The sequence below is a fragment of the Cohnella sp. GCM10020058 genome, assembly GCF_042683485.1.
GTDB lineage: Bacteria > Bacillota > Bacilli > Paenibacillales > Paenibacillaceae > Cohnella.
The window spans coordinates 121,162-144,923 of record NZ_JBHUJV010000016.1; the positions used below are offsets into that span (position 1 = coordinate 121,162).

General features: G+C 55.3%; 23 protein-coding genes. 9 read left to right on the top strand and 14 right to left on the bottom strand.

Annotation, left to right across the window (positions count from 1 at the left end; genetic code table 11):
* Nucleotides 1-155: 155 nt before the first annotated feature.
* From ACFSR7_RS26990 to ACFSR7_RS27010, 5 genes are all read left to right on the top strand, one after another.
* On the top strand, nt 156-1,220 hold the full coding sequence (locus ACFSR7_RS26990) for an LLM class flavin-dependent oxidoreductase (RefSeq protein ID WP_378167017.1): 1,065 nt from the start codon (nt 156-158) through the stop codon (nt 1,218-1,220).
* A 185-nt stretch (nt 1,221-1,405) separates the two neighbouring features.
* Nucleotides 1,406-2,443, top strand: coding sequence for a LacI family DNA-binding transcriptional regulator (locus ACFSR7_RS26995; RefSeq protein ID WP_378167019.1), 1,038 nt, complete (start codon nt 1,406-1,408; stop codon nt 2,441-2,443).
* A 159-nt stretch (nt 2,444-2,602) separates the two neighbouring features.
* Nucleotides 2,603-3,505 (top strand): sugar phosphate isomerase/epimerase family protein, encoded by a 903-nt coding sequence (locus ACFSR7_RS27000; protein WP_378167023.1) that lies wholly within the window; start codon nt 2,603-2,605, stop codon nt 3,503-3,505.
* A 26-nt stretch (nt 3,506-3,531) separates the two neighbouring features.
* The gene (locus ACFSR7_RS27005) at nt 3,532-4,761 is read left to right on the top strand and encodes a carbohydrate kinase family protein (RefSeq protein WP_378167025.1); all 1,230 of its coding nucleotides are present in this window, start codon (nt 3,532-3,534) and stop codon (nt 4,759-4,761) included.
* A gap of 39 nt (nt 4,762-4,800) precedes the next feature.
* Nucleotides 4,801-6,237 (top strand): L-fucose/L-arabinose isomerase family protein, encoded by a 1,437-nt coding sequence (locus ACFSR7_RS27010; RefSeq protein ID WP_378167027.1) that lies wholly within the window; start codon nt 4,801-4,803, stop codon nt 6,235-6,237.
* A 487-nt stretch (nt 6,238-6,724) separates the two neighbouring features.
* On the opposite strand, the gene ACFSR7_RS27015 is transcribed toward ACFSR7_RS27010, so the two are convergent.
* The 8 genes from ACFSR7_RS27015 to ACFSR7_RS27050 form a co-directional block, all read right to left on the bottom strand.
* Nucleotides 6,725-7,456 carry a glutamine amidotransferase gene (locus ACFSR7_RS27015; protein WP_378167029.1) on the bottom strand — a complete coding sequence of 244 codons (732 nt, stop codon included), beginning with the start codon at nt 7,454-7,456 and terminating at the stop codon, nt 6,725-6,727.
* Nucleotides 7,457-7,534: 78 nt separating this feature from the next.
* On the bottom strand, nt 7,535-8,857 hold the full coding sequence (locus tag ACFSR7_RS27020) for a M20 family metallopeptidase (RefSeq protein ID WP_378167030.1): 1,323 nt from the start codon (nt 8,855-8,857) through the stop codon (nt 7,535-7,537).
* A gap of 21 nt (nt 8,858-8,878) precedes the next feature.
* Nucleotides 8,879-9,388, bottom strand: coding sequence for an ureidoglycolate lyase (locus tag ACFSR7_RS27025; protein ID WP_378167032.1), 510 nt, complete (start codon nt 9,386-9,388; stop codon nt 8,879-8,881).
* Nucleotides 9,389-9,429: 41 nt separating this feature from the next.
* Entirely contained in the window at nt 9,430-10,479 is a 1,050-nt protein-coding gene (locus tag ACFSR7_RS27030; RefSeq protein WP_378167034.1) for an autoinducer 2 ABC transporter substrate-binding protein, read from the bottom strand.
* On the bottom strand, nt 10,476-11,438 hold the full coding sequence (locus tag ACFSR7_RS27035; RefSeq protein ID WP_378167036.1) for an ABC transporter permease: 963 nt from the start codon (nt 11,436-11,438) through the stop codon (nt 10,476-10,478). Before ACFSR7_RS27035 ends, ACFSR7_RS27030 begins: the two co-directional genes overlap by 4 nt.
* Nucleotides 11,435-12,397 (bottom strand): ABC transporter permease, encoded by a 963-nt coding sequence (locus ACFSR7_RS27040; protein ID WP_378167038.1) that lies wholly within the window; start codon nt 12,395-12,397, stop codon nt 11,435-11,437. The genes ACFSR7_RS27035 and ACFSR7_RS27040 overlap by 4 nt, the downstream gene beginning before the upstream one ends.
* Nucleotides 12,394-13,908: a sugar ABC transporter ATP-binding protein gene (locus ACFSR7_RS27045; RefSeq protein ID WP_378167040.1), complete on the bottom strand. Its 1,515-nt coding sequence runs from the start codon at nt 13,906-13,908 to the stop codon at nt 12,394-12,396. The genes ACFSR7_RS27040 and ACFSR7_RS27045 overlap by 4 nt, the downstream gene beginning before the upstream one ends.
* Nucleotides 13,909-14,086: 178 nt before the next feature.
* Nucleotides 14,087-15,097 (bottom strand): LacI family DNA-binding transcriptional regulator, encoded by a 1,011-nt coding sequence (locus ACFSR7_RS27050; RefSeq protein ID WP_378167042.1) that lies wholly within the window; start codon nt 15,095-15,097, stop codon nt 14,087-14,089.
* 515 nt (nt 15,098-15,612) lie between these two features.
* On the opposite strand from ACFSR7_RS27050, the gene ACFSR7_RS27055 reads away from it, so the two are divergent.
* From ACFSR7_RS27055 to ACFSR7_RS27070, 4 genes are read left to right on the top strand one after another with little or no spacing between them, the layout of a single operon-like run.
* Nucleotides 15,613-17,055, top strand: a complete 1,443-nt coding sequence (locus ACFSR7_RS27055) for a spore germination protein (protein ID WP_378167187.1) — start codon at nt 15,613-15,615, stop codon at nt 17,053-17,055.
* The gene (locus tag ACFSR7_RS27060; protein WP_378167044.1) at nt 17,052-18,233 is read left to right on the top strand and encodes a Ger(x)C family spore germination protein; all 1,182 of its coding nucleotides are present in this window, start codon (nt 17,052-17,054) and stop codon (nt 18,231-18,233) included. Before ACFSR7_RS27055 ends, ACFSR7_RS27060 begins: the two co-directional genes overlap by 4 nt.
* Before the next feature lie 4 nt (nt 18,234-18,237).
* Nucleotides 18,238-18,471, top strand: coding sequence for a hypothetical protein (locus ACFSR7_RS27065; RefSeq protein WP_378167046.1), 234 nt, complete (start codon nt 18,238-18,240; stop codon nt 18,469-18,471).
* A gap of 55 nt (nt 18,472-18,526) precedes the next feature.
* The gene (locus ACFSR7_RS27070; RefSeq protein ID WP_378167047.1) at nt 18,527-19,624 is read left to right on the top strand and encodes a GerAB/ArcD/ProY family transporter; all 1,098 of its coding nucleotides are present in this window, start codon (nt 18,527-18,529) and stop codon (nt 19,622-19,624) included.
* Between the two features lie 32 nt (nt 19,625-19,656).
* Here ACFSR7_RS27070 and ACFSR7_RS27075 read toward each other — a convergent pair whose 3' ends face one another.
* From ACFSR7_RS27075 to ACFSR7_RS27100, 6 genes are all read right to left on the bottom strand, one after another.
* Nucleotides 19,657-19,842 (bottom strand): helix-turn-helix domain-containing protein, encoded by a 186-nt coding sequence (locus ACFSR7_RS27075; protein WP_378167189.1) that lies wholly within the window; start codon nt 19,840-19,842, stop codon nt 19,657-19,659.
* Between the two features lie 79 nt (nt 19,843-19,921).
* Nucleotides 19,922-20,587 (bottom strand): PspA/IM30 family protein, encoded by a 666-nt coding sequence (locus ACFSR7_RS27080; RefSeq protein ID WP_378167049.1) that lies wholly within the window; start codon nt 20,585-20,587, stop codon nt 19,922-19,924.
* Nucleotides 20,588-21,004 carry a hypothetical protein gene (locus ACFSR7_RS27085; protein ID WP_378167051.1) on the bottom strand — a complete coding sequence of 139 codons (417 nt, stop codon included), beginning with the start codon at nt 21,002-21,004 and terminating at the stop codon, nt 20,588-20,590.
* An 88-nt stretch (nt 21,005-21,092) separates the two neighbouring features.
* The gene (locus ACFSR7_RS27090; RefSeq protein WP_378167053.1) at nt 21,093-22,403 is read right to left on the bottom strand and encodes a sensor histidine kinase; all 1,311 of its coding nucleotides are present in this window, start codon (nt 22,401-22,403) and stop codon (nt 21,093-21,095) included.
* Nucleotides 22,393-23,067: a response regulator transcription factor gene (locus tag ACFSR7_RS27095; protein WP_378167191.1), complete on the bottom strand. Its 675-nt coding sequence runs from the start codon at nt 23,065-23,067 to the stop codon at nt 22,393-22,395. Before ACFSR7_RS27095 ends, ACFSR7_RS27090 begins: the two co-directional genes overlap by 11 nt.
* A gap of 62 nt (nt 23,068-23,129) precedes the next feature.
* On the bottom strand, nt 23,130-23,753 hold the full coding sequence (locus ACFSR7_RS27100; protein WP_378167055.1) for a DedA family protein: 624 nt from the start codon (nt 23,751-23,753) through the stop codon (nt 23,130-23,132).
* Between the last annotated feature and the right edge of the window lie 9 nt (nt 23,754-23,762).

Below are 23,762 nucleotides of genomic sequence, written 5' to 3' on the forward strand. Positions count from 1 at the left end.
TTAATGAGAAAGAAGCTGTAACCACTATTACCTTACCCCAACTTTTGTCCCGTTTCCAATTTAATCAGGCTCACCAGCAAATTATTAACTTACTAATATTGAGTTGCAGTAATATTTAAAGTATAATGAACTTATCTGGAAGGGAGCGATTCACCATGTCCGATCTTACGACCTCTACCATGGAAATAGGAATCAGCACTTTTCTCGAGGCAGCCCCGAGAGACGGCGGCGTTACACATGCAGAACGGCTGCGCCAAGCGGTCGAAGAGATCAATCTGGCCGAACAGGTCGGCCTTGACGTTTATGCGATCGGCGAGCATCATCGCGCGGATTATGCGAGCTCAGCGCCGGCCGTCATTCTGGCCGCCGCCGCGGCGACGACCAAGCGGATCCGGCTGTCCAGCGCCGTGACCGTCCTGTCATCCGACGATCCGGTCCGCGTCTATCAAGCCTTTTCGACCTTGGACGGCCTGTCGAACGGACGCGCGGAAGTTATGGCGGGCCGCGGGTCGTTTATCGAATCGTTTCCTTTGTTCGGGTACGATCTGAATCACTACGACAGCCTGTTCGATGAAAAGCTGGAGCTGTTGCTCGCGATTCGCGATTCGGAGAAGGTCAGCTGGCGCGGCGGCCATCGTCCAGCCATCAAGAATCTCGGCGTCTATCCGCGCGCCGTGCAGGAGCCGCTGCCCGTATGGATCGGTACCGGCGGCAATCCGGAGTCCGCGGTTCGCGCCGGAACGCTTGGGCTTCCGGTCGTATTCGCCATCATCGGCGGCATGCCCGAGCGGTTCGCGCCGCTCGTAGCCCTCTATAAAGAGGCGGCCGCAAAGGCCGGTCACGACGTGAGCAAGCTGCAGATCGCGACGCACTCGCACGGCTTCATCTCGGATACGACCGAGAAGGCCGCCGATTTGTTCTATCCTTCGACCGCCGCCCAGATGAACACTATCGGGCGCGAACGCGGCTGGCCCCCCTATACCCGCGATTCGTTCGACGCCGCCCGCAGCCTGCGCGGCGCGCTCTATGTCGGCGACCCCGAGTATGTCGCCGAGAAAATCGTGCTGTTGCGCCAGAACTTGGGCCTGACTCGTTTCCTTTTGCACGTGGACGTCAGCACCCTGCCCCACCGCGAACTGCTTCGCACGATCGAGCTGCTCGGCACGAAGGTCGCTCCGATCGTTCACAAGGAGCTTGCCAAGGAAGCTGCGCAGAAGTAAGCGACACCTTGCTATCACTCATATGCGCGAAGACACGCTAAGACAGACGAAGACCGGGCGACGACTGCCCGGTCTTTGTCGTCCTATTCTAACGCCCCCCGTTCATGTTGACAACCCGTCTATGTGTCCCTACTATTTAGTTCACAGGACATCGACTGCCGATAGGCGGGATAAGGAATGATGAAATGAGCGAAGAACAGGTGCGGCCTCCGGTCAAAGCCACGACATTAAAGGATATTGCCGAGCAGACCGGCTTTACGGTCAATACGGTTTCCCGCGCGCTTAAAAATAAAGGCGATATCTCCGCGGCCACCAGCAAATTAATTCAACAAAAGGCGCAGGAGCTCGGGTATATCGGTAATCTCATGGCCAGCTCGCTTCGTTCGGGCATCACCAGGACGATCGCCGTCATCGTCGCCGACGTCTCGAATCCCCATTTTTCCATTGCCGTCAAGGAAATCGAGCGGGCAGCGAGAATGCAGGATTATACGACGTTTATTTTAAATGCCTATGAAGACCAGGAAGCCGAGCAAAAAGCGATACAGTCCGCCCTGTCCAAAAACGTGGACGGCATCATCATTTGCCCTTCCCAAGGAAATGCCAACAATCTGACGTTACTTGAACGGACGGGAACCCCCTTCGTACTGCTGGGGCGCCATCTGGACGACGATACGATGGATTATGTCGTAAGCGACGACGAGAAAGGCGGCTATCTCGCCACCATGCACCTCCTGGAGCGCGGTCATCGGGACATCCTATTTCTCAATGCGCATCGTTCGATATCCAGCTCGCGCGAGCGTCTCGCAGGCTACGCCCGTGCGATGAAGGAAGCGGGGGTTGCCGTGAATCCGGATCTGATTCGCGAGGTATCCCAGCTCTCCGGCGGCGCCCGGCACGAGCTTAGCGAAGTCATCAAGTCCAAGCTGCCCTTCACCGCGCTGTTCGCCTTTAACGATATGATGGCATGGGAGTCCATTTTTATCCTGAACAAGCATCAGATCCAGGTACCCGGGCAAATTAGCGTCGTCGGATTCGACAATATTCAATCGCGGCTGTTCATCCCCTTTCCCTTGACGAGCGTCAGCAATTCCAAAGGGAAAACCTCGCGCAAGGCGTTTGAGATTCTGTTGAAAAAAATCTATAAGCAGAATCCAGGCAAGCGCTATCATGAAGTCGTGGATACGCGGCTGGTCGTCCGGGAAAGTACGAGATCGCTTCTGTAGCATCGTCCCTAATAACCGATAAGTGCTGGCGCAGGGGTTCGCCCCTGCCGGACCGGCGCTTTTTTTTATGCATTGACAGCGATTGCAAACTGCTTTAATGTTTACATTATCGTTAATGTTAACGTTAATGCTATTCTACCAAAGAGGAGAGTCTCTATCATGGCGCTCGATTTGAAGCTTGGAATCAACATGGGCTTTGCGAATAACAAATACCCCGAGCCTCAGGTTTGGACCCGCATCGTCGCAGAAGAAATGGGACTCAAGTACGTGCAGTTCGTCGCCGACCTGCTCAACGTTTATTTGCCCGACGACATTGTCGAGGAGCAGACTGAGCAGATTATCGAAAACGCGGATAAATACGGCCTATCGATTACGAGCAGCTTCCTAAGCTCCTTTACGCGGGTGAATCACTTCATGCATCCCGATGCCAAGCAACGCCAAGCCTGGCTCGCTTGGTTCAAGAAGTTCGCGGTCATTTCCGCAAGAATGGGCGCCAAGATGACGGGCGGCCATCCCGGCATCCTTACTTTTTCCGACTACGACAGCCCGGCGGTCCGGGAAGAGCGAACAACGGAAGGCATCAAGCATTGGCAAGAGCTCAGCTGGTTTTGCAAGGACTTGGGCATGACCTGCATGATTTTCGAGCCGATGTCCATTCCCCGGGAATATGCCAACACTGTCGAGGAGACGCGCGAGCTGCTCGCCAGGCTGAACGATGGGGCGGGCATCCCCTTTAAACTCTGCCTGGACCCGGGGCACGCGCCGCATCCGAGCGATCGCGATCCGTACCGCTGGATCCGCGAGCTCGGCAGCGTGTCCCCTATCATCCACCTGCAGCAGACCGAGGCCGGACATAGCCGGCATTGGCCGTTCACGAAGGATTATAACGACATCGGCATCATCCATGCGGACAAAGTCATCGAAGCGCTCGAGGCATCCGGCGCCACCGAAGCAGAGCTTATCTTTGAAATCTATCATCGCGAGGCCTGGTCTTCGGAATTCAACATTATCCCCGACCATCAGGAATCGGTTGCTTACTGGCGGCCATACGTCAAGCAATAACAGAAGGAGCCGAAGGAGATTACACAATGACGGCAAACGGCAATGAGGCGACGGAAACGGCGGATGTGCTGGTATGCGGACATATCTCGGTCGATATCATTCCAAGGTTTCTCCCAGGCGAAGCGGATAGCGGAAAAATGACACCCGGCGCGCTGATCGAGGTCGGCGAAGCGGAATTCTGCACCGGCGGAGCCGTATCGAACACGGGGATTGCGCTCCATCGGCTGGGCAAGAGCGTACGGCTTGTCGGGAAAGTAAGCGACGATTTCTTCGGAAGCCTGACGCTCAAACTGCTGGGCGAAGTACATCCCGCGCTGACCGAGGGCATCGCCCGGGTTGCGGGAGAAGCCAGCTCGTATACGCTGGTGATCAATCCGCCCGGAACGGACCGCACTTTTATTCATTGCCCGGGAACCAACGACACGTTCTCGGAGCGAGATATTGCTTGGGACAAGTGCGATGCGGCTCATCATTTCCACTTCGGCTATCCGCCGCTCATGAAAGGCATGTACGAAGACGGCGGGGACCGGCTGACCGCTATCTTGAAGAGCGCCCGGGAGAAAGGCATGACCGTCTCGCTCGACATGGCCATGCCCGGCAGAGGAACGCCGGCATATGCGGCGGATTGGACCGGCCTGCTAGCCAAGGCGCTTCCCTTTGTCGACGTGTTCATGCCCAGCCTCGAAGAGATGCTGATGATGGTGAATCGAGATCTTTACGAGCAGTTGGCCTTGTCCGGAGACGAGCTATGCGAATCGGTATCCGTGGAGACGATCCGGGCGCTTGCCGCAAGCCTGCTCGCCATGGGCTGCAGCATCGTCGTGCTCAAGCTCGGCGCCTCGGGCTTGTATATGCGCAGCGCTTCGCAATGGTCGCCTGTACTTGCCGACCGGCTGCCCCCGACTACGGTCGACGCATGGAGCGACAGAGAGCTGTGGGCGCCCTGCTTCCGCACGACCGTGGCGGGGACGACGGGCGCCGGCGACTGTACGATCGCCGGATTCATCCAAGGTCTTCTCTTGCAGTTCGGGCCGGAGGATACGATGACGAGCGCGGTGGCGGTCGGCGCCTGCAGCGTCGAGCAGCTCGGGGCGACGAGCGGGATCGTGCCGTGGGACCGGGTGCAAGCAAGAATCCGTGCAGGCTGGGCACGACTCCCCGTCGGCAGGCCGCTTGCGGGTTGGACCTGGGAAGAGCAAGCGGGAATATGGACGGGACCGGAAGATCGCAGCAGCCGCAACGCGAATAACGCATAGCATCATATTTTGGGGACTTAACCATCGGAGGGACGATCAATGGCTCAAAAACAAATCAAACGGACAAAGCTTGGCGTAATCGTGGGCAATCGGGGCTTTTTCCCGGACCATCTATGCGAATCCGGTCGTACGCAAATACTCCGCGTGCTGGAGGAGGAAGGCATCGACGCGATCATATTGGATGTCACGGATACGAAATACGGTGCGGTTATGACGCTGGACGATGCCAAAGCCTGCGGCAACTTATTTAAGGCCAATCGCGATCAGATCGACGGCATCCTCGTCACGCTGCCGAACTTCGGCGACGAAAAGGCCATTGCGAACACGATTCGCTATTCGGGCCTGAACGTCCCGGTGCTCGTCCATGCCTTCAACGACGACATGACCAAGATGGGCATCCAGGACCGGCGCGACAGCTTCTGCGGGAAAATGTCCGTTTGCAACAACCTCAAGCAGTACGGGATTCCCTTCTCCCTGACCGAGCTGCACACCGTAGATCCGTCTAGTGAAAGCTTCCGCAAGGATCTGCGCCGCTTCGCCGGGACGTGCCGCGTCGTACGCTCGCTCCGCAACGCCCGTCTGGGCTCGATCGGCGCCCGTCCGGCTTCGTTTAACACGGTCCGCTATAGCGAGAAGCTGCTTGAACGCTCGGGCATCACGATCGAGACGCTGGATCTGTCCGAAGTATTCGGCCGCGCGAATAAACGCAAAGAAAGCGACCCGGCCGTCAAACGCAAGCTGGAGGAAATCGCGGCGTATGTCGACGTAAAGGGCTTTCCGCAGGAGAACCTTGTCCGCATGGCCTCTCTCGGCGTTGTCGTCGAGCAGTGGATGAACGAAAACGACCTTGCGGGCACCGCGCTGCAATGCTGGACGTCCATGGAGGAGTACTTCGGCATCGTGCCCTGCACGATTATGAGCATGCTGAGCAGCAGCCTGATTCCGAGCGCCTGCGAGGTCGACATCACCGGTCTGGTCGGCATGTATGCGCTCCAACAGGCATCGGGTCGGCCTAGCGCGCTGCTCGATTGGAACAATAACTACGGCGCGGATCCGGATAAAGGCGTCGTTTTCCACTGCAGCAACCTGCCGAAGGAAGTGTTCGAAGAAATTCGCATGGACTACCACGAGATTTTATCCGGCACCGTGGGAAGGGAAAATACGCTCGGCACGATTCAGGGGCGTATTAAAGCGAGCCCCTTCACGTACTGCGGCATCGCAACCGACGATCTGAACGGCGGCGTCGTGGCCTATACGGGCGAAGGACTGTTCACGCGCGATCCCCTCCTGACCTTCGGCGGGTACGGCGTCGTTCAGGTGCCGAAGTTCCAGAAGCTGCTGCGCTATATTTGCGAGAGCGGCTTCGAGCATCACGTCTCCTCCAATATGTCGTCGGTTGCGGATTCCCTGGAGGAAGCGATGGGCAAGTATATGGGCTGGAGAACGTACCGGCACGAGGCGGAAAGTCCTTACTAATCGGAATGCTCGTCATCGTCTGAAAAGCCAAGGAAGATCGCAGACCGCACAAACGCCACGATCTTTTGCCGAGGTTGACCGCCTTTCGCAATGCTTCGCGCAATGCCTCGCGCACCGCCTCGCGCCCGGCTCACGTCGGGAAAGTCGCTACGGAGGCTAATACCTGCAAATATACATCTAATTTCATCGGTCTCGACCCGTTTGAGAAGAAAAGATGCGAATATGCATTTATTTTCCTCGATCTGCCCGATTTCAGGCTTGAGTGTTGAATTTACCTGCACATTTGCAGGTATTTCATCCCATGCCACGGGTCGGATGAAAATACATGTACGATTGCAGGTTTTTCGATCCGCAAAACATCAGGACATGAAAATAGCCATTCTTCTCGTTGGCAGAAGAATGGCTTTTTGTTGTTTTCGGAAGGCGGCATCCAGATTCGACGCAAATCCAGTACCTCAAATCAAAATCCGTTCAACGGCAGCCGCTTTTATTTCAAATACCGGATCAGATTGGACCAGAACGCGGGATAATGCGTCCAGTCCATGAACGCCAGCGAGCCCCAGTGCGGCGAGCAGTCGCTGGCGAACGCCGCCGTCCTGCCGGCCCCGAACGTACCGACGGTCAGGATCGCGTCGTCGCCATGGCTGAGCAGCTGCTCAGCATCCGGCTTCGCGGTCAGCCGATTGTAGCCGAGCAGCTTGGGCCACTCGCCCAGCCCGTCTACCAAAGGATGGGATGCGGTCGCGACAGGCGCGAAGCCGCTCGGCATTTCCGCGCGGTCGTCGCCGTCCGCCATGACGACCGGCAGCACCTCGGCCAGCACCGTGTTTTTATAGTTGGCCTTGCCCTCGATTCCCATAAAGGTCAGATAGCCGCCGACCATCAGCAGGCCGCCGCCTTCTGCCACGAACTGCTTGATGAGCTCGAGCGCATTCGGAACGACCTGCATCTGGTAGAAGGTCGCATTTTGCAGCAGGAACGTATTTGCGCCGACGTCGCTGAGCACGATGGCGTCATAGGCTTGCAGCTCCGCAAGCGACTGCGGGAAGCGCACCTGCACTTCATGCGCGGGCATGTACGTGACGTCGATGCCGTTGTCCCGCAGGCAGGACAGCAGATAAGTCGCGCCTTCCTCGTACTTGGTCGAGGTGAAGCTGTCGTAGCCCTTCGTATGAATCATATGAACGATCCAGGATTCGCCGACGAATAAAATTTTCATATAGCGGTGACCTCCAATTCTATCTTTTCGTGATGACTTATTCTCAAATTGCGAAGCGAGAGGCGAACGGGCCGTCAGTCAAGCCTCTTCCACGCCGCACCAGTCGACGATCGTCTTGGCGATCATCTTGACCGCCTGAATCACTTCTTCCACCGGCGTAAACTCGTCGCTGTGATGGGCCAGGCTCGGATCTCCGGGACCGAAGTTAACGGTCGGAATGCCGACGTTGACCGGCCAGCCCATGTCCGTATGGAAGCCCAGCCCCTCGATCTTGCCCGATTCGCCGATCGCCTTCAGCGACCGGACGCAGGTCTGCACGAAAGGATGGTCGGCATCGGTCTCCGCGCAGTCGGCGTCGACCAGCCATTCGATCTCCGGCGGATGCTCGAGCAGCCACGGATCGTCCTTCGCAGCCGCGGCGAGAAAGTCCGTCAGCTCCCTTTTCACGTTGCCGCCGACCAGCTTCTCATCTCGTTCAGACGGCAGGTACTGCGCGTTGAACACGATCTCCGCCTCGTTGGCGAAGGAGGTCGGGTACTCGCCGGCATTGAGCTGCGCGACATGCACCTGGCACGGAATGGACAGGTACGGATGGGTCTTGCGCGCCGCCCAGTCCTCGTTCAGCTCGTCCAGCTTGCCCAGCAGGTACCGCGCCTTCTTGATCGCATCGACCGCGCCGCCTTCCTGCCAGTCGGCCTGCGGCATCTCGATGTGTCCGCTGCGCCCCTGCACCTTGATCTTCCCCCACAAAATGCCTCTGCACAGCGGCGCGATCGTCAGCGACGTCGGTTCGGTCAGCATGCAGGCGTCGGCGCGGTAGCCGTGGTGAATGAAGTCCAGCGCGCCCATGCCCCCTGCCTCCTCGTCCACGACCGTCCCGACGACGACGGAGCCCTTCGGCTTGTAGCCGCTGCGGAGCACCGCCTCGACCGCCATGATCATGGCGGCGACGCCGCCTTTCATATCGACCGTGCCTCGTCCGTACATGTTGCCGTCGACGATCTTGCCCTCGAACGGATCGACGGTCCACTTGCTCCCCGCCATCACGACGTCGATGTGGCCGAACAGCAGCAGCGACTTGCCCTTGGCCTCCGGCGCGAACGTCGCCGCCAGATTGGGCCGGCCCGCGAAGTCTCTGCCCGGATAATACCCGGCCATCCCTTCATACTGCCTGAGCTCGTCTGCGACCGGCTCCCACAGCTCGGTGCTGGCCCCCAGCCCGGACAGCTTGTCGAGCAGAAATTCCTGCAGTTCCTTTTCCTTTGAAGGCGCCGGCTCGTCGAAAAACCACGGGTTGACGCTCGGAATGCGGATCAGCTGCTGCAGGAAAGTCAGGATCTCCTCCCGATGCCCGTCGATCCATTGCATGATGCGCTGTTCCTGACCGTTCATGTCGTTCATGCTGTCATTGCTCCTTTCCGTTCAGCCGAAGCGAATCGTGTCGTCATTTTGAAAATTCACCCACGGATTAACCATCTCGTCGCCGAACTTGTCGGGCTTCTTCTCGATGCCGAACAAATACCGCGCGTCATCCCCGGCCGGGTAAGCCGGGCTATGCCAGACGCCCCGGCCGATGACGATGGCTTGTCCGGGTCTGATCCTGAAGCATCTCACGGACGCCGGGTCCGGCTGCTCCTCCGGATCGTCGATGTCGGCGCACCGCGCCACCGGCTGGACGATCTCCCGGTCGAAGGTCAGCAGCAGCTCCTCGCGGCTGACGTGCCGCTCCATCGCGTCCACAATCGAATCCCGCCGCTGGGTGACGACCAGCCCGAAGCCGATCGGCACGCTGACGTCGAGCATCTGGATGTAGCTCCAGCAGTCCCAGCCGTCTCCGGACTTGGACGGGTCGCCGTCCGGCAGATCGATCACCTTGCCGTACGGAGCGAACGCCTCCGGCGTCAGCTCCTCTACCTTTACTTGATGCTGCATGAAAATGTCCTCCCCAATGCGTTTCTCGCGATTCGCAAAAATCAGAAGTCGAAGCTGTCCACGTTGTCCTTCGTCACCTGAAGCGTGCCAATAAACACGTTCTTGCCGTCCACGGTCACCTTGCCGACCGTCGGGATATCCATGCCGTCGGCGATCTCTTTGCCTTGCGCCAGCTGATCGAGCACATAGACGGTCGTGTACGCCAGCTTGCCCGGATCCCAGATGATGTCCGTCTTGATCGTGCCGTTGTTGATGTAGTTTTTGACGACACTCGGCACGGCGATGCCGGTAATCGCGATCTGGCCGGCCTTCAACGTGCCTGCCTTGACCGCCTGCTCGACGACCTCGGCCGCCGCCGGCGGCTCGCCGCCCGCAAAGCCGATGATGCCATTCAGATCCGGATACGTCTTGATCAGATTTTGCGCGTTGGCATAGGCCTTCTGCTGGTCATCGTCGCTCGATACGGTCGTGACGACCTCAATGTCCGGATAGTTCGCCGCGAAGTACGCCTTGGCCGCGTCCGACTTGGCGATCTGGTTTTCCGAGCCCAGTCCGGCTACCATGAAGGCAACCTTGCCCTTGCCGCCGATCTCGTCGCCGATCGTCTTGGCCAGCAGCTCGCCGACGGTCTTGTCGGTGTCCGGCGCGACGTAGTATTGGCGGTCCGTCTCCGGCGCATCGCTGTCCCAGGTCACGATCTTGACGTCCTGCCCGAGCGCCTTCTTGAAGATCGGACCGACGGCCTTCGCATCGTTCGGCGATACGCCGATGCCGTTGACCTTGCGCGTCAGCATGTCCTGAATCATGTTGATCTGCTTGGCGGAATCGGCTTCGGTCGGCGCATTATACACGACCTTGACGTTCAGATCGCCAGCCGCCTGCTCGGCGCCCTTCTGTGCGGCCGCCCAATAGGCCGGACCGATCGACTTCGGATTGATGAAGTACGTGCGGGATGCGGCGGACGAACCGGCGTTCGCGCTGCCGCCGGATGCCGGCGCCGCATTGCTGCCGCCGCTGTTGTTGCTGCTGCTGCATGCCGCCAAGCTTAACGCCATTACACCGGCGAGTACTGTCAGAACTACTTTTTTCATTGAGAAGACCTCCCTTTAAATGGTTTGTTGCTTACAGCGATGAGCAGCAGAGCGCCCAGGATAACCGCTTGATAGAGCACCGACACGCCCAGCAGATTCAGTCCGTTCCGCAGGAATACGATGATCAGCAGCCCCACGAAGGTTCCCGACAAGCTTCCCCTCCCTCCGAAAATATGCGTGCCGCCTATCAATGTGGCTGTGAGTACATCCAGCTCTATATTGGTACCTGAGGTCGCTTCCGCGCTTGCCAGACGCGACACCAGGAAGACACCGGCCATAGCGGAGAACAAGCCGCTCAGCAAAAACAAGATCATGCGCGTACGCACGACGGAAATCCCGGAATAGTGGACAGCCTCTTCGTTGTTGCCGATGCCGTACACATATGTGCCGAACCGGGTCCGCTTCAAAATGAAGTTGGCCGCCAGGAACAAAACGGCGAGGAAAATCGCGTTGAACGGAACGCCGGCGACGTACGTCTGACCCAGGAAATAAAAGCTGTCCGGGTACCCGCTGATCGGCCTGCCCTCATTGAGCACGTAGACGAGACCTCGCAGCATAACCAGCATCCCGATCGTCACCACGATCGCCTGCATACGGTGCCTTGCGATCAGATAGCCGTTGACCGCGCCGCACAGCAGACCCATCACAAGCGCGACGAGAACGCTCGCCCAGATGTTCAGCCCCTGCTCGAAGGCGATGCCCATGCAGACGGCCGAGAAGCCGAGGATCGAGCCGACCGAGAGGTCCATCGCGCCCGAGATGACGATCATCGTCATCGGAATGGCGATCAGGCCGACCTCGACCATCTGGTTGAAGACGTTCATGAAGTTCGTGACGGTGAAAAAGTAGGGAGACAGGAAGCTGAACAGGACGAGAATGAAGAGCAGCAGGAGCAGCTGGACCAGCAGCTTGTTCTGACTGAACGGGAGCCGAATCAGCCGAATCGTCCGTTCGCTCATAGCAGATCACCCTCTTTGCTTTTGTTTTGTCTGACGCGCTGCAAGGTGTTGATAACAATTGCCAGAATAATCAGAAATCCGGTCGTGGCATCTACCCAGAACGGCGAGATCTTGGAGATGATCAGCCCGTTTTTGATGGTCCCCATGAACAATACGCCGATCATCGTGCCCGCCACCGTGCCGACGCCGCCGAAGATGCTGCCGCCTCCGATGAGCACCGCGGCCATGACTTCAAAAGACAGGCTGCTGCCGGCCGTCGACGCCTGCACGCTCCCCACCTTGGAGGCGAAAATGACGGCGGCGATGCCGACCAGCATGCCGGTCCATACGTACACGGTGAACTTCGTCCGGGCGACGCTAATGCCGGCGAGCTTGGCGGCCGGGCCGTTCCCGCCGATCGCGTATATTTTTCGTCCGCCCCGGGTGAATCTCATCACGTAGATAAAAATGGCGATCAATACGAGGGCGACGAGCAACGGAAACGATATGCCGAGCAGCTCGCCCTGGCCAAAGTAACGGAAGCCCTCGGGGAAATTCGTCATCCAGGTGCCGCCGCTGATGCCGACCGCAATGCCGCGGAAGATATACATCGTCGCAAGCGTGACGATAATGTCGGGGATTTTCATCACGGCGATGAAGTAGCCGTTTACGGCTCCGCACAGAACGCCGATGCAGACGCCCATCAGCGCCGCGAGCCAAGGATGGACGCCGTGATTCAGGAATACGCCGACGGCGGTGGCGGTGAGCGCCAGCACCGAACCGACCGACAAGTCCATGCCGCCCAGCAAAATGACCAGGGTCATTCCGATCGCTACAATAAATGAAGTGATATTCTGATCCAGAATCAGCCGCGCGTTGTCGAACTGGAGGAAATCGGACGAGAGACTGGAAAACAAAGCGATGACGATAAGCGTAAATAAGATGATAGGTGCTTCGTGAATGTTCGCGATCCGCTTCATAGGTAGCCTCCTTCCGCTGTGCGCGGATGCGAAGCGCGTCCGAGCAGCTGCTCCTGGTCGGCCTCCCCGCGGGCGAACTCGTGCACGATCTCGCCCTTGTACAAAACGAGAATGCGATCGCTGAGCCCGATCACCTCGGGCATTTCCGACGAGATCAGCAGTATGCTCAAACCCTCCTGCGCCAACTGGTGTATGATGCTGTATATCTCCGCCTTGGCGCCGACGTCGACGCCGCGGGTCGGCTCTTCGAGAATCAGAATCTCCGGCCGGGCCGCGAGCCACTTGCCGATGACGACCTTCTGCTGATTGCCGCCGCTGAGGAAGTCGACGCTCTGCCTGTCGTTCGGCGCCTTGATCCGCAGCTTGTCCACATACTCCCGGCTGAGCTGCTCGATCCGTTTTCCGTTCAGCAGCGGTCCCCTGGAGAGCTCCGGCAGCAGCGGAAGCGAGAGGTTCTGGCGGATCGACATCGGCTTGATGATGCCCTGGCGGTGACGGTCCGGCGGCACATAGGCGATGCGCTTCGCCTTGGCGTCCGACGGACGGCGGATCCGCACCGGCACGCCGCCTACGAGTATGTCGCCCGTCCCTCGCTTCAGGCCGAACAGCCGCTCGGCAATCGTGTGCGAACCGGAGCCCGGTACGCCGAACAGTCCCAGAATCTCGCCTTTGCGCAGCTCGAACGACACGGCATGCGTCGCGTCCAGCGACAGCTGCCTGACTTCCAGTACCCGCTCTTCTCCGGGCGCCTGATCGCGGACCGGATAGAGCTGATTCACTTCCTTGCCGACCATCATCTGTATCAGGCTCTGCTCCGTGACCTCGTCGATGCGCATGGTGTCGATCCAGGCGCCGTCACGGAGCACGGTGACCTTGTCCGCGATCTCGAATATTTCCTTCATCCGGTGGGAGACGTATACGATCGCCACGCCCTGCGCCTTCAGCCGCTTCACCACGTCGAACATTTTCTGCACTTCGGTTTCCGGCAGGGCGGCCGAAGGCTCGTCCATGATCAGCACGTCGGCCCGAAAAGACAGCGCCTTGGCGATCTCGATGACCTGCTTGCTGTGCACCCCGAGATGGCGTACCTCGCGCCTGACGTCGATCTCGCCGCCGCCGATCGAGTCGACCAGCCGCTGCGCTTCCTCGTACAGCTTGGCCCAGCGGATCCGTCCGAGCTTGCCGACCATCTCAGGCCGGTCGATGTAGATGTTCTCCGCCGCCGACAGGTTGGCGAACAGGTTGAATTCCTGGTGGATGATCGACACGCCCTGCTTCTGAGCGTCGAGCGGGCTGCCGAACGCGACCTCCTTGCCCTTTAAGCGGATCACGCCGTCCGTCGCCCGGTAGACCCCCGAGAGAATCTTCATGAGCGTCGACTTGCCGGCGCCGTTCTCTCCCATCAGCGCATGAACCTCGCCCGGATACAGTTCGAATCGAACGTCGGACAACGCTTTGACGCCGGGAAATTCTTTGCTGATGCCTTCCATTGTTAGAACCGGCTGTACCATGTAACTCCCTCCCTATTTACATCGATGGGGCCATGGGGACTTGCTTATGGCTGATTTTGCGTACCTTTAATAAGACTAAGCGTTAATGCGGCAAAGTCCTTGGGTGTGACGATACGTATTTGATAAAAAGGTACGGGGACGTTACGATCGGAAATGTCATCGGCGTCCCCTGCACAGTTTATTTCAGCTTTTTGACGGAACCTCGCTTCAGCAACTCCACACCAAGCACGACCCGAACGGGACTGCCTTGCTCCTGCGCGTCCCTGATCTTGCGTACGAGCAGCTCCGTGGCCTGCACGCCCATCTCTCTGGTTGGTCTTCGCACGACCGTTACCTGGGGCCTCACGAACTGCGCCAGCTCGTTCTCGTCGAAGCCGATCAGCGAGATATCCTCGCCAAGCTGCTGATTCAAATCGCGAATCGCCCGGATGGCTCCCTTGCACAGTACGTTGTTGGCCGCAAATATCGCAGTCGGAGGCCGCTCGGCTTGCAGTAGCTCGGTCGTCAGCCGGTACCCGTCGTCTTCCGCCCAGTGTCCCTGCTTGTGGTAGGCGGGATCGGGCGCTATACCGCTGTCCTGCAGCGCTTGCCGGTAGCCCCAGAAGCGATCCTTGCCGTCGTTGAAGTCATGCTCGCCGTCGATGATCGCGATCCGCTCATGCCCGTAGTCCACAAAATGCTTCGTCGCCTCGTAAGCGCCGCGGTAATTGTCGATCAGCACGCCGTCATAACCGCAGTCGTTGAAGTAACGGTCCACCAAGATGGTCGGCTTCTGGATTCTCCGGTAAAAGTCCGCTTCCTTGTGACTGCCGATCATGATGATGCCGTCCACGTTTTTCCCCAGAAAGCTCTCCAGAAATTCTTCTTCCTCGTTCTCGTCCCCGTTCGTAGAAAGGACCAATGTAAAGAATCCTTCACGCTTCGCCACCTCTACCGTGCCTTCGATCACCGCCGTGTAAAAAGGATTCTGGATATCGGGCACGACGACCGAGAGCATCTTCGTCTTCTTGTTCACCATCGAGGCAGCCATCGTGTTCGGCACGAAGTTGAGCTCCTGGATGATCTTGAGCACCCGCTTCCGGGTGGCGTCGCTCACGCGGTCCAGCCCGTTGATGACGCGGGAGACGGTGGCCACGGATACGTTCGCTTGCTTGGCTACATCTTTGATCGTAATGGTACGGTTCGTCATGGCGGTCCCCCAAATCTCGGGAAAAGTAATAACGTTTTTACGTTAAAAACTTCCTTAATTACGGCATTCTCACATAAACACATATCATTTTTGTAAAAACGTTTACGCAATTTCTATTTTTATTTTATTACACTAAAAAACAGAATTCAATAGGTTTCGGAAAATAAAATCAAGATTAAAGCGCTATCAGTTAGTAAATATAACATCTATTTTAGTTTGCAAGGGGTTTCACTTCTCTTTTCGTAGTTAACGCCCGAATTGAGTCATTATAAATGACATGAAATTAGAATCCCGTTGTCCATCTCTATTAAAACGTAACATAGAAATAGAAAACGTTAGGACAAGGCCATCGATTATTTGCATAAGCAAACCCGCTCCAGGGAATAAAATACAGGAATACATCTGGAAGTCATCACCAATCGCGAAGGAGTGCTCTTATGCCTAATCAGCTTTCCCCCCCTACTGTTGCCGAAAATCTAGATCAATTGGCCGTATCCCGACGTTTAAGCGACAATATGGAAGTCCTAAATCGACTCTTCGCGAATTGCGGAGATTTAAAATCGTATCCCTGGCAATTCGGGACGGGACTCGAAAACGGAGCTTGCTCCGTTTTTCTGGATACGCTGGTTAATCATCGCAGGCATAACGACTTCAAGGATGCGCTACAGAACCTGACGACTACACGCGTCGGACCGGCCGAGTCCGTCCGTTTGGAACAAATCGTCGGCTTCTTCGAAAATCATGGCACCGCCGAGCCGGCTGCCGAGCTGATCGACAATGTCGGTCAAGTCATCTCGAAAATACTGGACGGATACGTCGTCGTGCTGATCGAAGGATGGAACCGTGCATTAGGTTTCCAGGCGCTCGATATCGCCAAACGCCAAGTGTCCGAACCGATCACAGAGCCCAATGTGCAGGGGCCGCACGCCAGCACGATTGAAGATCTCGACAGCAATATAGGCGTCATCCGGAATTTATTGAAGACGAGCAGTCTGAAGTTTCATTTCTTCAATACCGGCGAGAATAGTCGCAGGCGGGTCGCCTACGGTTATTTGGAGCATGCCGTAAAGCCGGCTACGTTGGACGAATTTCGCGTTCGCTTAGAAGGCATCGATATGGAGGAGATCCTTGATGTGTCATATTTAGAGAGTTGGATAAATAACAAGCGTCTATCCCCGTTTCCTCAAGTGCGCTATACAGAACGTCCCGATACGGTCGTCGCCGCCTTGTTGGAAGGAAAGATCGTCGCGCTCATTAACGGAAGTCCCTCCGTCATGATCAGCCCAACGAATTTTATGGAGTTTTTCGTGACAAGCGAGGATTATTATTACGGCATCGTCTACTCGACGCTCATCCGCTTTCTGCGCTTGAGCGCTTTTATCATTGCCTTGATTTTGCCGAGCACGTACATCGCGCTCACGACCTTCCATTCCGAACTCATTCCGACCGTACTGCTCCTGGCCATTTTAAATACGCGTGAAGGCATTCCATTCCCGGCTATGATCGAAGCGCTGCTCATGGAGTTTTTCTTTGAGTTGCTGAGAGAAGCCGGCATTCGGCTCCCCCGCCCCATCGGCTCTGCAGTCAGTATCGTGGGTGCGTTGGTTATCGGACAAGCTGCAATTCAATCGCAGATCGCTTCCCCGGTAATGGTTATCGTCGTCGCATTGACGGGCATCGCATCGTTTGCGTTGCCTCAGTACAATATGGCGATCGCGCTTCGGATTTTAAGGTTCCCCTTAATGTTCCTGGCCGCTTCGTTCGGAGGGCTGGGCATAATGGTCGGCTTTATTTTGATTTATCTTCATTTGAACTGTCTCCGTTCGCTCGGCGAGCCCTACTTGTCGCCGTTCGCGCCTTTGAATATGCGAAGGCTAAGAGACTCGCTATTCGTTCCATCCAGGCGCCATGCTCGGAACGCCTCTCAAAAGCGATCCGCGAACGGGCCGCAAACATGAATCTCAAGCATATTTGCAAGCTAACCACGCTTCTGTCTGTCGCGCTCGGTTTATCGGGGTGTTGGGACAACAAGGAGATGGACGAATACGGTTATGTCCAAGGCGTTGCGATCGATGCGGCGCAAGACGGAAAGTTTGCGCTTGAAACTTTATTTTATAATCCGACCAACTCACAATCTACAGGCGGATCGTCCAAACCTACCGAGAAACGAGGATTAACGATCCAAACGAACGGAGCGTCTCTTTTTGAAGCGGTTCGCGAAATTCCGATGAAGTTGGGACGCAAGGCAAAATGGGATCATATGCGAGTCATTTTGCTCGGAGAAAGACTGCTGAAATCTCACGATGCGGGAGAGATTCTGGACTTTTTCTCCAGAGATCACGAGCCCCGCGGCACCATCCTTCCGATGGTCGCCCAGAGCGACGCAGGCCGGTTCCTCGAGATCAAGCCGTTGATCGAAGAAACGATCGGCCAACAATTCAAGCGTATGGAGACGGAAGGCGCTCATTATTCGGCGAAAACGTCCGGCATACCGCTCTACGATCTGGCGATTCACCTGAAAAGTCCGGCCAGGGTCGCCATCATTCCGTTTCTGCACCAAGACGAAACCGATAAGAAAGCGATTCTCTCGGGACTCGCCATTCTGAAAAAAGGCAAGCTTGCAGGCTTGCTGGACAGCAAAGAAACGGCAACGTTCATGATGCTGGACAATCGGTATCAATCCGGTATTTTGACCATCCCCTGCAATGGGGCCGCTTCGCCGCAAATCGGTACCGCAGAATCGCTGGAAGTGCTGTCTTTTTCCAACAAGACAAAGGTGTCCTTCAATGAAGACGGAAGAGTCGACGTCGGGATGCGGATTCGAATCCGGGGCACGGCCGGGGAACTGCAGTGCTCGAAGCTCGATTCGCCTAAAGAAACGAAAAGATTCGAGGAGCAAGCCAGCGCCATGGTGGAAGAGCAGCTTCAGCATACCGTGTCTATTCTGCAGCAATATGAATCGGACGCGCTCGGGATCGGCAATCGAATCGCCAGCCGGCACCCGAAAAAGTGGCGTCAAATGGAATCGTCCTGGGAAAAAAGCTTCGCGAAATGCAGATTCCGCTTTGATGTGGAGACGGAAATCGTCGGCACGGGGATGGACATCGGGACGCCGTTCAGCCAAGAGGAGGATTAAAAAAATGTTGGAAAAATCCGCGTACTTTGCAGTGCTCGCAATCGCCATCGTATGCGCCGATCTCGCGCAGCTCCGCCGCGCCCGACGCCGCGAGCTCGCTGCATACGGCTCATTGCTGGCGGTGGCTATATATTTAGGCGTCATCTACGTGACTCAAAGGTTGACGTGGCCCAATCTGGACACTTTGTTCGATTTGCTCGAAGGCCCGGCCGGAAAACTGGTTCATTCGATGTCTTAATATTCGGTTCCGAAGGACCCCAGACCTGCATAGCTAAGGAGGAATTGACACAGCCATGAGTCAACCGTCAAATATCAGTTCCGCTCAAATGGCCACCTTGTTTCTGTTTTTCATGACCGGCTCTTCCATCGTTCTTATCCCCGCTGCGCTTGCCCATGCAGCCGGCGCAGGGGCATGGCTGTCTCTTCTATTGGCCTGGAGCATGGGAGCCGTCTATCTGTATTGCATTTTGTACCTCTACCGCAAGCGTCCGGACTTGTCGTTGCTTGCAAACTGCCGGCACCTCTTCGGTCAGGTGCCTGCAAATATCGTTATGTTTCCCGTCATTGTCGTTATGTTCTGGAACGTAGCCGGCATTGTCAGCGAGATCGGGTTGTTTTTCAAGAGCACGATGCTAAAGGAAACGCCGACGAGTGTCGTCCACGCGCTTATGTTCCTTATGATCGCCCTAACCGCAAGAGCCGGAATCGTCGTCATCGCGCGCATGTCGGCTTTGCTGCTCGCGCTGATGATTGTTTTCATTTTTGTCGTGCTTATTCTCGTATCGAATTTGTTTCAACCCGGATTTCTGCTTCCGATTTTGCCGCACGGCATCGGCCCCTTACTGCAGTCCGCCTATATCGCTTACGGCTTTCCTTATTCCGAACTGATCGTTTTCGCTTTTGTCCTGCAGCTCGTCCGGCGAGCGGATTCCCGCAAGTTAAGCAAGCATCTTTATATCGCCTTAGCCGTCAACGGTTTCCTTCTCCTCGTTTCCATCCTCGGCAGCCTTCTGGTCCTTGGCCCGTTAACCGGCGACCTCAAGTACTCTTTATTCCAACTCGCCCGGCTGATCTTCATTCGCGAATTTATCGAACGAATCGAATCGGTCATCGGCTTCTCCCTGATCGTCGGCTTTTACTTCAAAGCTGCGATTCTGCTGTTTATCCTCGTCCGCACCGTCGTCGAGTGGCTGAACCTCCGCGATGAGCGGTTGTTCACCTTGCCGGTCGCATTCGTATGCCTTCTCTTGTCCATTACCACCTACACGAAGGAATCCTCGCTCAACGAGATGGTGAACGTCGTCTGGCCGCTGCTCGATAACCTTTTTTATGTGCTGCCGATGTTGCTTATAGTCGCGGCGATGGTCTTTCGTCGCCAGGAAAAAGTCTAAATAAAGGAGCCGGCAAGCTGTCGGCTCCCATTTCAATCTCGCTTGTTACTTCGCAATCGCGGCAAGCAGCGCAAGCGGCGATAGCGCCGATTCGCTGCAATATCGGATACCGGCTTATCCGTCGTCAGCAGCAGTTCTTTGGCTTTATTTATTCTCAGGTCGGTCATGTAGGACATGGGCGTCTTATCCATCAATTGCTTGAATATTTGCGAATATATCCGATAGAGGAATCAGAAGCCTTAAACAAAGAAATGGGTATCCCCTAATAGAGATACCCGGCAGTTTGACCTAATTTAATTATGATTGAGCTTCTTGTTTCAATTCTATCAGCGCTTCTTCAATATCCGCCGTAAGGCTTGGATCCAGATATTGAGGTGCAGCACGCTTGGCTGGCGCAGAGAAATGTGCGATTGCTTCCACTTCCGCTTCCATTTTCAGTACCTTTTCTTCCACGCGTGCAAATCCTTTTGCCACACTTTCTGTTTGGAAAGATACCATCTTTTGATTCATGTCCTTGATGGAGCTCGCGACGTTCACACGGGAAGCCAACAGGAGGCGACGATGGTTGTACTCTTCATACTGAACCAGCAATTGCGCGATTTTTTCCTCCAGCGCCTTGGTTTGCTCTTGAACCGTTGCGAACTGCGTACGATAAGCATTGAGCTTCTTATCCAACAGCAGCTTGTCCTGCAAAGCAAGCCTCGCTACATGCTCCTCGCCCTGCTTAACGGCCAGCCTCGCTTGGCGTACCCTCTTTTCGAGCGCAGCTTCGGTCTCTACAATCAGAGCAGCTTGTCTTTTTTCGATAAATAGCTGATTGGCCAGCGCATGCTGTCCCTTCGAGAGCTCTTGCTCGAATTCGCGGAGGTATTGATTGGCCATGTTGACCGGCTGCTCATACTTGTCCAACCATCCGTTCGTTTCCGCCAAAAACAGGGACTTTACTCGCTTTAAGATACTCATTTAGTTCGACTCCTTTTTGTTGGTTTGTTCTCTTTCCCATTGGTCTAAAAAATCGGAGGTAGATGGCAAGACTGGCGCGCTCTCGGCTGCATATGAACCACGCGACTTCTTCCTTCTCCTGACCAACCAATACGTCAAGCCGCCTAGGATGATGAAGCCGCCTGCGGCGGCGCCGGCATCAAGACCGTCGTGCTCTTCGTGCTCTCCGTCCTCTCCCCTCAACCCTCTCTCCTCGCGATCGCCAGTTTTGTTCCAATCCTCTCTGCCCTGTGCCGATGTCGAGTTTTCAATATTTTCCTTTTCGCGATTAAACGCCAGGTGCTCGTTCTCTGTTGCCCAATGGATGCCGACACCGACAATAGCGACGATTCCGGCGGTAATCAGCAGCCGTTTAAACCAAGGTTTACCGGATCCCATGTTTCATTCATTCCTTTCCATGTCGTTTGTTTCTACATGCTTTAATATAGTCTCGAAAAGTAAAAGCTCGGTAAATGGGATACGCTCGCTAGACAAGGGGGAACTTTACGATAAACTTGCTTCCTTCTCCGATGGAACTCTCCACTTCGATCGATCCTTGTTGCACTTCGACAATCCACTTTGCGATCGATAAACCGAGACCGGCGCTGCCTAAGTCGCGTGAACGATGGGCCTCAACCCGATAAAATCGATCGAAAATCCGCTTCCGTTCGTTCTCCGGAATACCGATGCCCGAATCCTGCACGATAAAAACCCATTGTTTCTGATTCCTGCTCAGCATAACGTCGACCGTCCCGTCATCCTCCGTATACTTAATGGCGTTGTCCAAGAGGATATACACCAATTGCTTTAGGCGTTCGATATCCGCATGAACAGCCATTTTTTCAGGTAGTCTCGTCACCAGCATAATCCGTTTCTGACGAGCTGCTGCTTCAAAAGCTTGAACCCATTGGCGAATTTTCGGCACCAAGTCCAAGGATGTCGCCTGGAATTCAACTGCGCCGGCGTCAGAACGGGCCAACATCAACAAATGCTGAACCATTCCGCTCATCCTCCCAATCTCTTCTTGCATATCCGACATGACTTCGCTTGTATAAGGCGTGAAGCCGCTTCCGTTCTCGAATTCAATGACTTCCAATGATGTATTCATAATACTAAGAGGGGTTCGGAGCTCATGCGAAGCATCAGCTAAAAATTGCTGCTGCTGCCGATACGCGCGCTGGATCGGAATCATTGCTTTTTTGGACATTGAATAACTTAGCCATACTGCAATCGCTATAAATCCAGTAAAAATGAAAAATAGAACGATCAGCAGGTTTTGGAACGCCTCTAAGTAAAAGGTGACGTCCTTAGCTGCATAAATGACAACTTTTTTCCCATCCTCCATGATATAAGGACGCGCGCCCACGAATAACAGCCGATCTCCTTCACTTCTGAATTCCGCTTCACGGTGGCTATGCGACTCAGGCAACCACTTCAACCGGTATCCCGTTCGATGAGGATTCCAATGCTCAATCGTCTTTAAATTCAGATTTCTTTGATCAGGAGAGACATCGCTCCCCGCGATCACATTTCCGTTTCCTCCAACAAAATACATAAAGTATAAACCTCCGCTGGAGGCGCTCAAGAGGTGCGGTACCTCTACCTGCCCGCCATCGGCTGCATACAAAGCGTTCTGGAGCGATTGGCGCTGTTCACGATACGTCATCCCCAGAAAAAAAACAGAAACAATGGAGGCAAACAATAATAAGAACACGATGATTAGCCAGGAATAGGAAAAGGTTAACTTTCTTCTCGTTTGCAAAAACAAGTCGGCTTTTTTCATACGATTATTTTTCAAACCTGTACCCCACTCCCCTTACGCTCTGGATAAGGGGTTCCCCTTGCTCGGCCTCCAGCTTGTCCCGGAGCATCTTAACCGTAACATCTACATTCTTATAGGAGACCTCGTTCCCGATTCCCCAAATTCGGTCCAGGATGACTTCTCGTGTGAGCGCATTTCCTTTGTTCTGAAGAAACAAATCGAGCAGCTGGTACTCCCTTTGACTCAGTAAAATCTCTTCATCGTTTTTAAATAACTGATGTGACGTCCGATTAAGTGAATACGCCCCAAATGTCATTAAATCCGATTTTATAGGAGCAAAATTACGTCGTGCGATGGAACGGAGGCGGGCAAGCAGTTCGTCCATCTCAATCGGCTTTGTCAAATAGTCATCGGCGCCGGCGTCCAATCCGAGTATTTTATCCTTCAGCGCGTCCCTGGCGGTTAACAGAAGGATGGCCTGCCTATAATTTGCCGTTCGTAAACTTTTACAAACCTCCACACCGTCCTTGCCGGGCAGCATCCAGTCCAAAATCAATACTTCATAGGATGACCCTTTGGCGTAATCCAGGGCATCGTTGCCGTTGTCGACCCAATCGACATAATAGCCTCCTTTCTTCTCAAGTATATATTTCACTAATTTCCCTAATTTTTTGTCGTCTTCAGCGAGTAAAATATTCACTTTGTCACCGCCGCTTGCGGGTAGGATTTGTGGGAATGGATGTCTGCACGGAAATGTCCCTCTTATTTTTGTGTCGATTGCTCCCGCCTGCGTTTTAGCAGCCACCACGCAATCGCGCAAACCGTCGCCGCGGCCAACAAATAGCTGATAGGGTGCAAAAACTTCTCTACCGCGTCCCAATGGTCCCCTAGCTTATATCCCAGATAGACCAGCGCTGCATTCCAAGGTATACAACCTAAAAACGTGAAGAGTAAGAACCTGCCTGCATTCATCCTTGCGATGCCGGCGGGCAGCGAGATGAAGGTGCGAATAAAGGGCAGCATACGCGTAAAGAAAACCGTTCGCTGGCCGTATTTGTCGAACCATCGCTGGGCATGTTCCATATGCTGCGCCTTAAACAAGATGTATTTGCCGTATCGTTCGAGGAGCCTCCTACCGCCGATCGCACCGATATAATAGGCGATCACGGAGCCGACCAGATTGCCAAGAACGCCTGCCGCGACCGCTTCCGCAAAAGTCAGACTATGCTGCGCGACCAGAACGCCGCCGCTCAGCATCAGAACCTCGCTGGGGATCGGAATACATGCGCTCTCCAGCACCATGCCGACAAAAATGCCCCATACGCCCATTGCGGCAATCAAATGGAGCGCGCTGTCCGTAATCCAGTTCATGACATGTTGCAACATTCATCACCT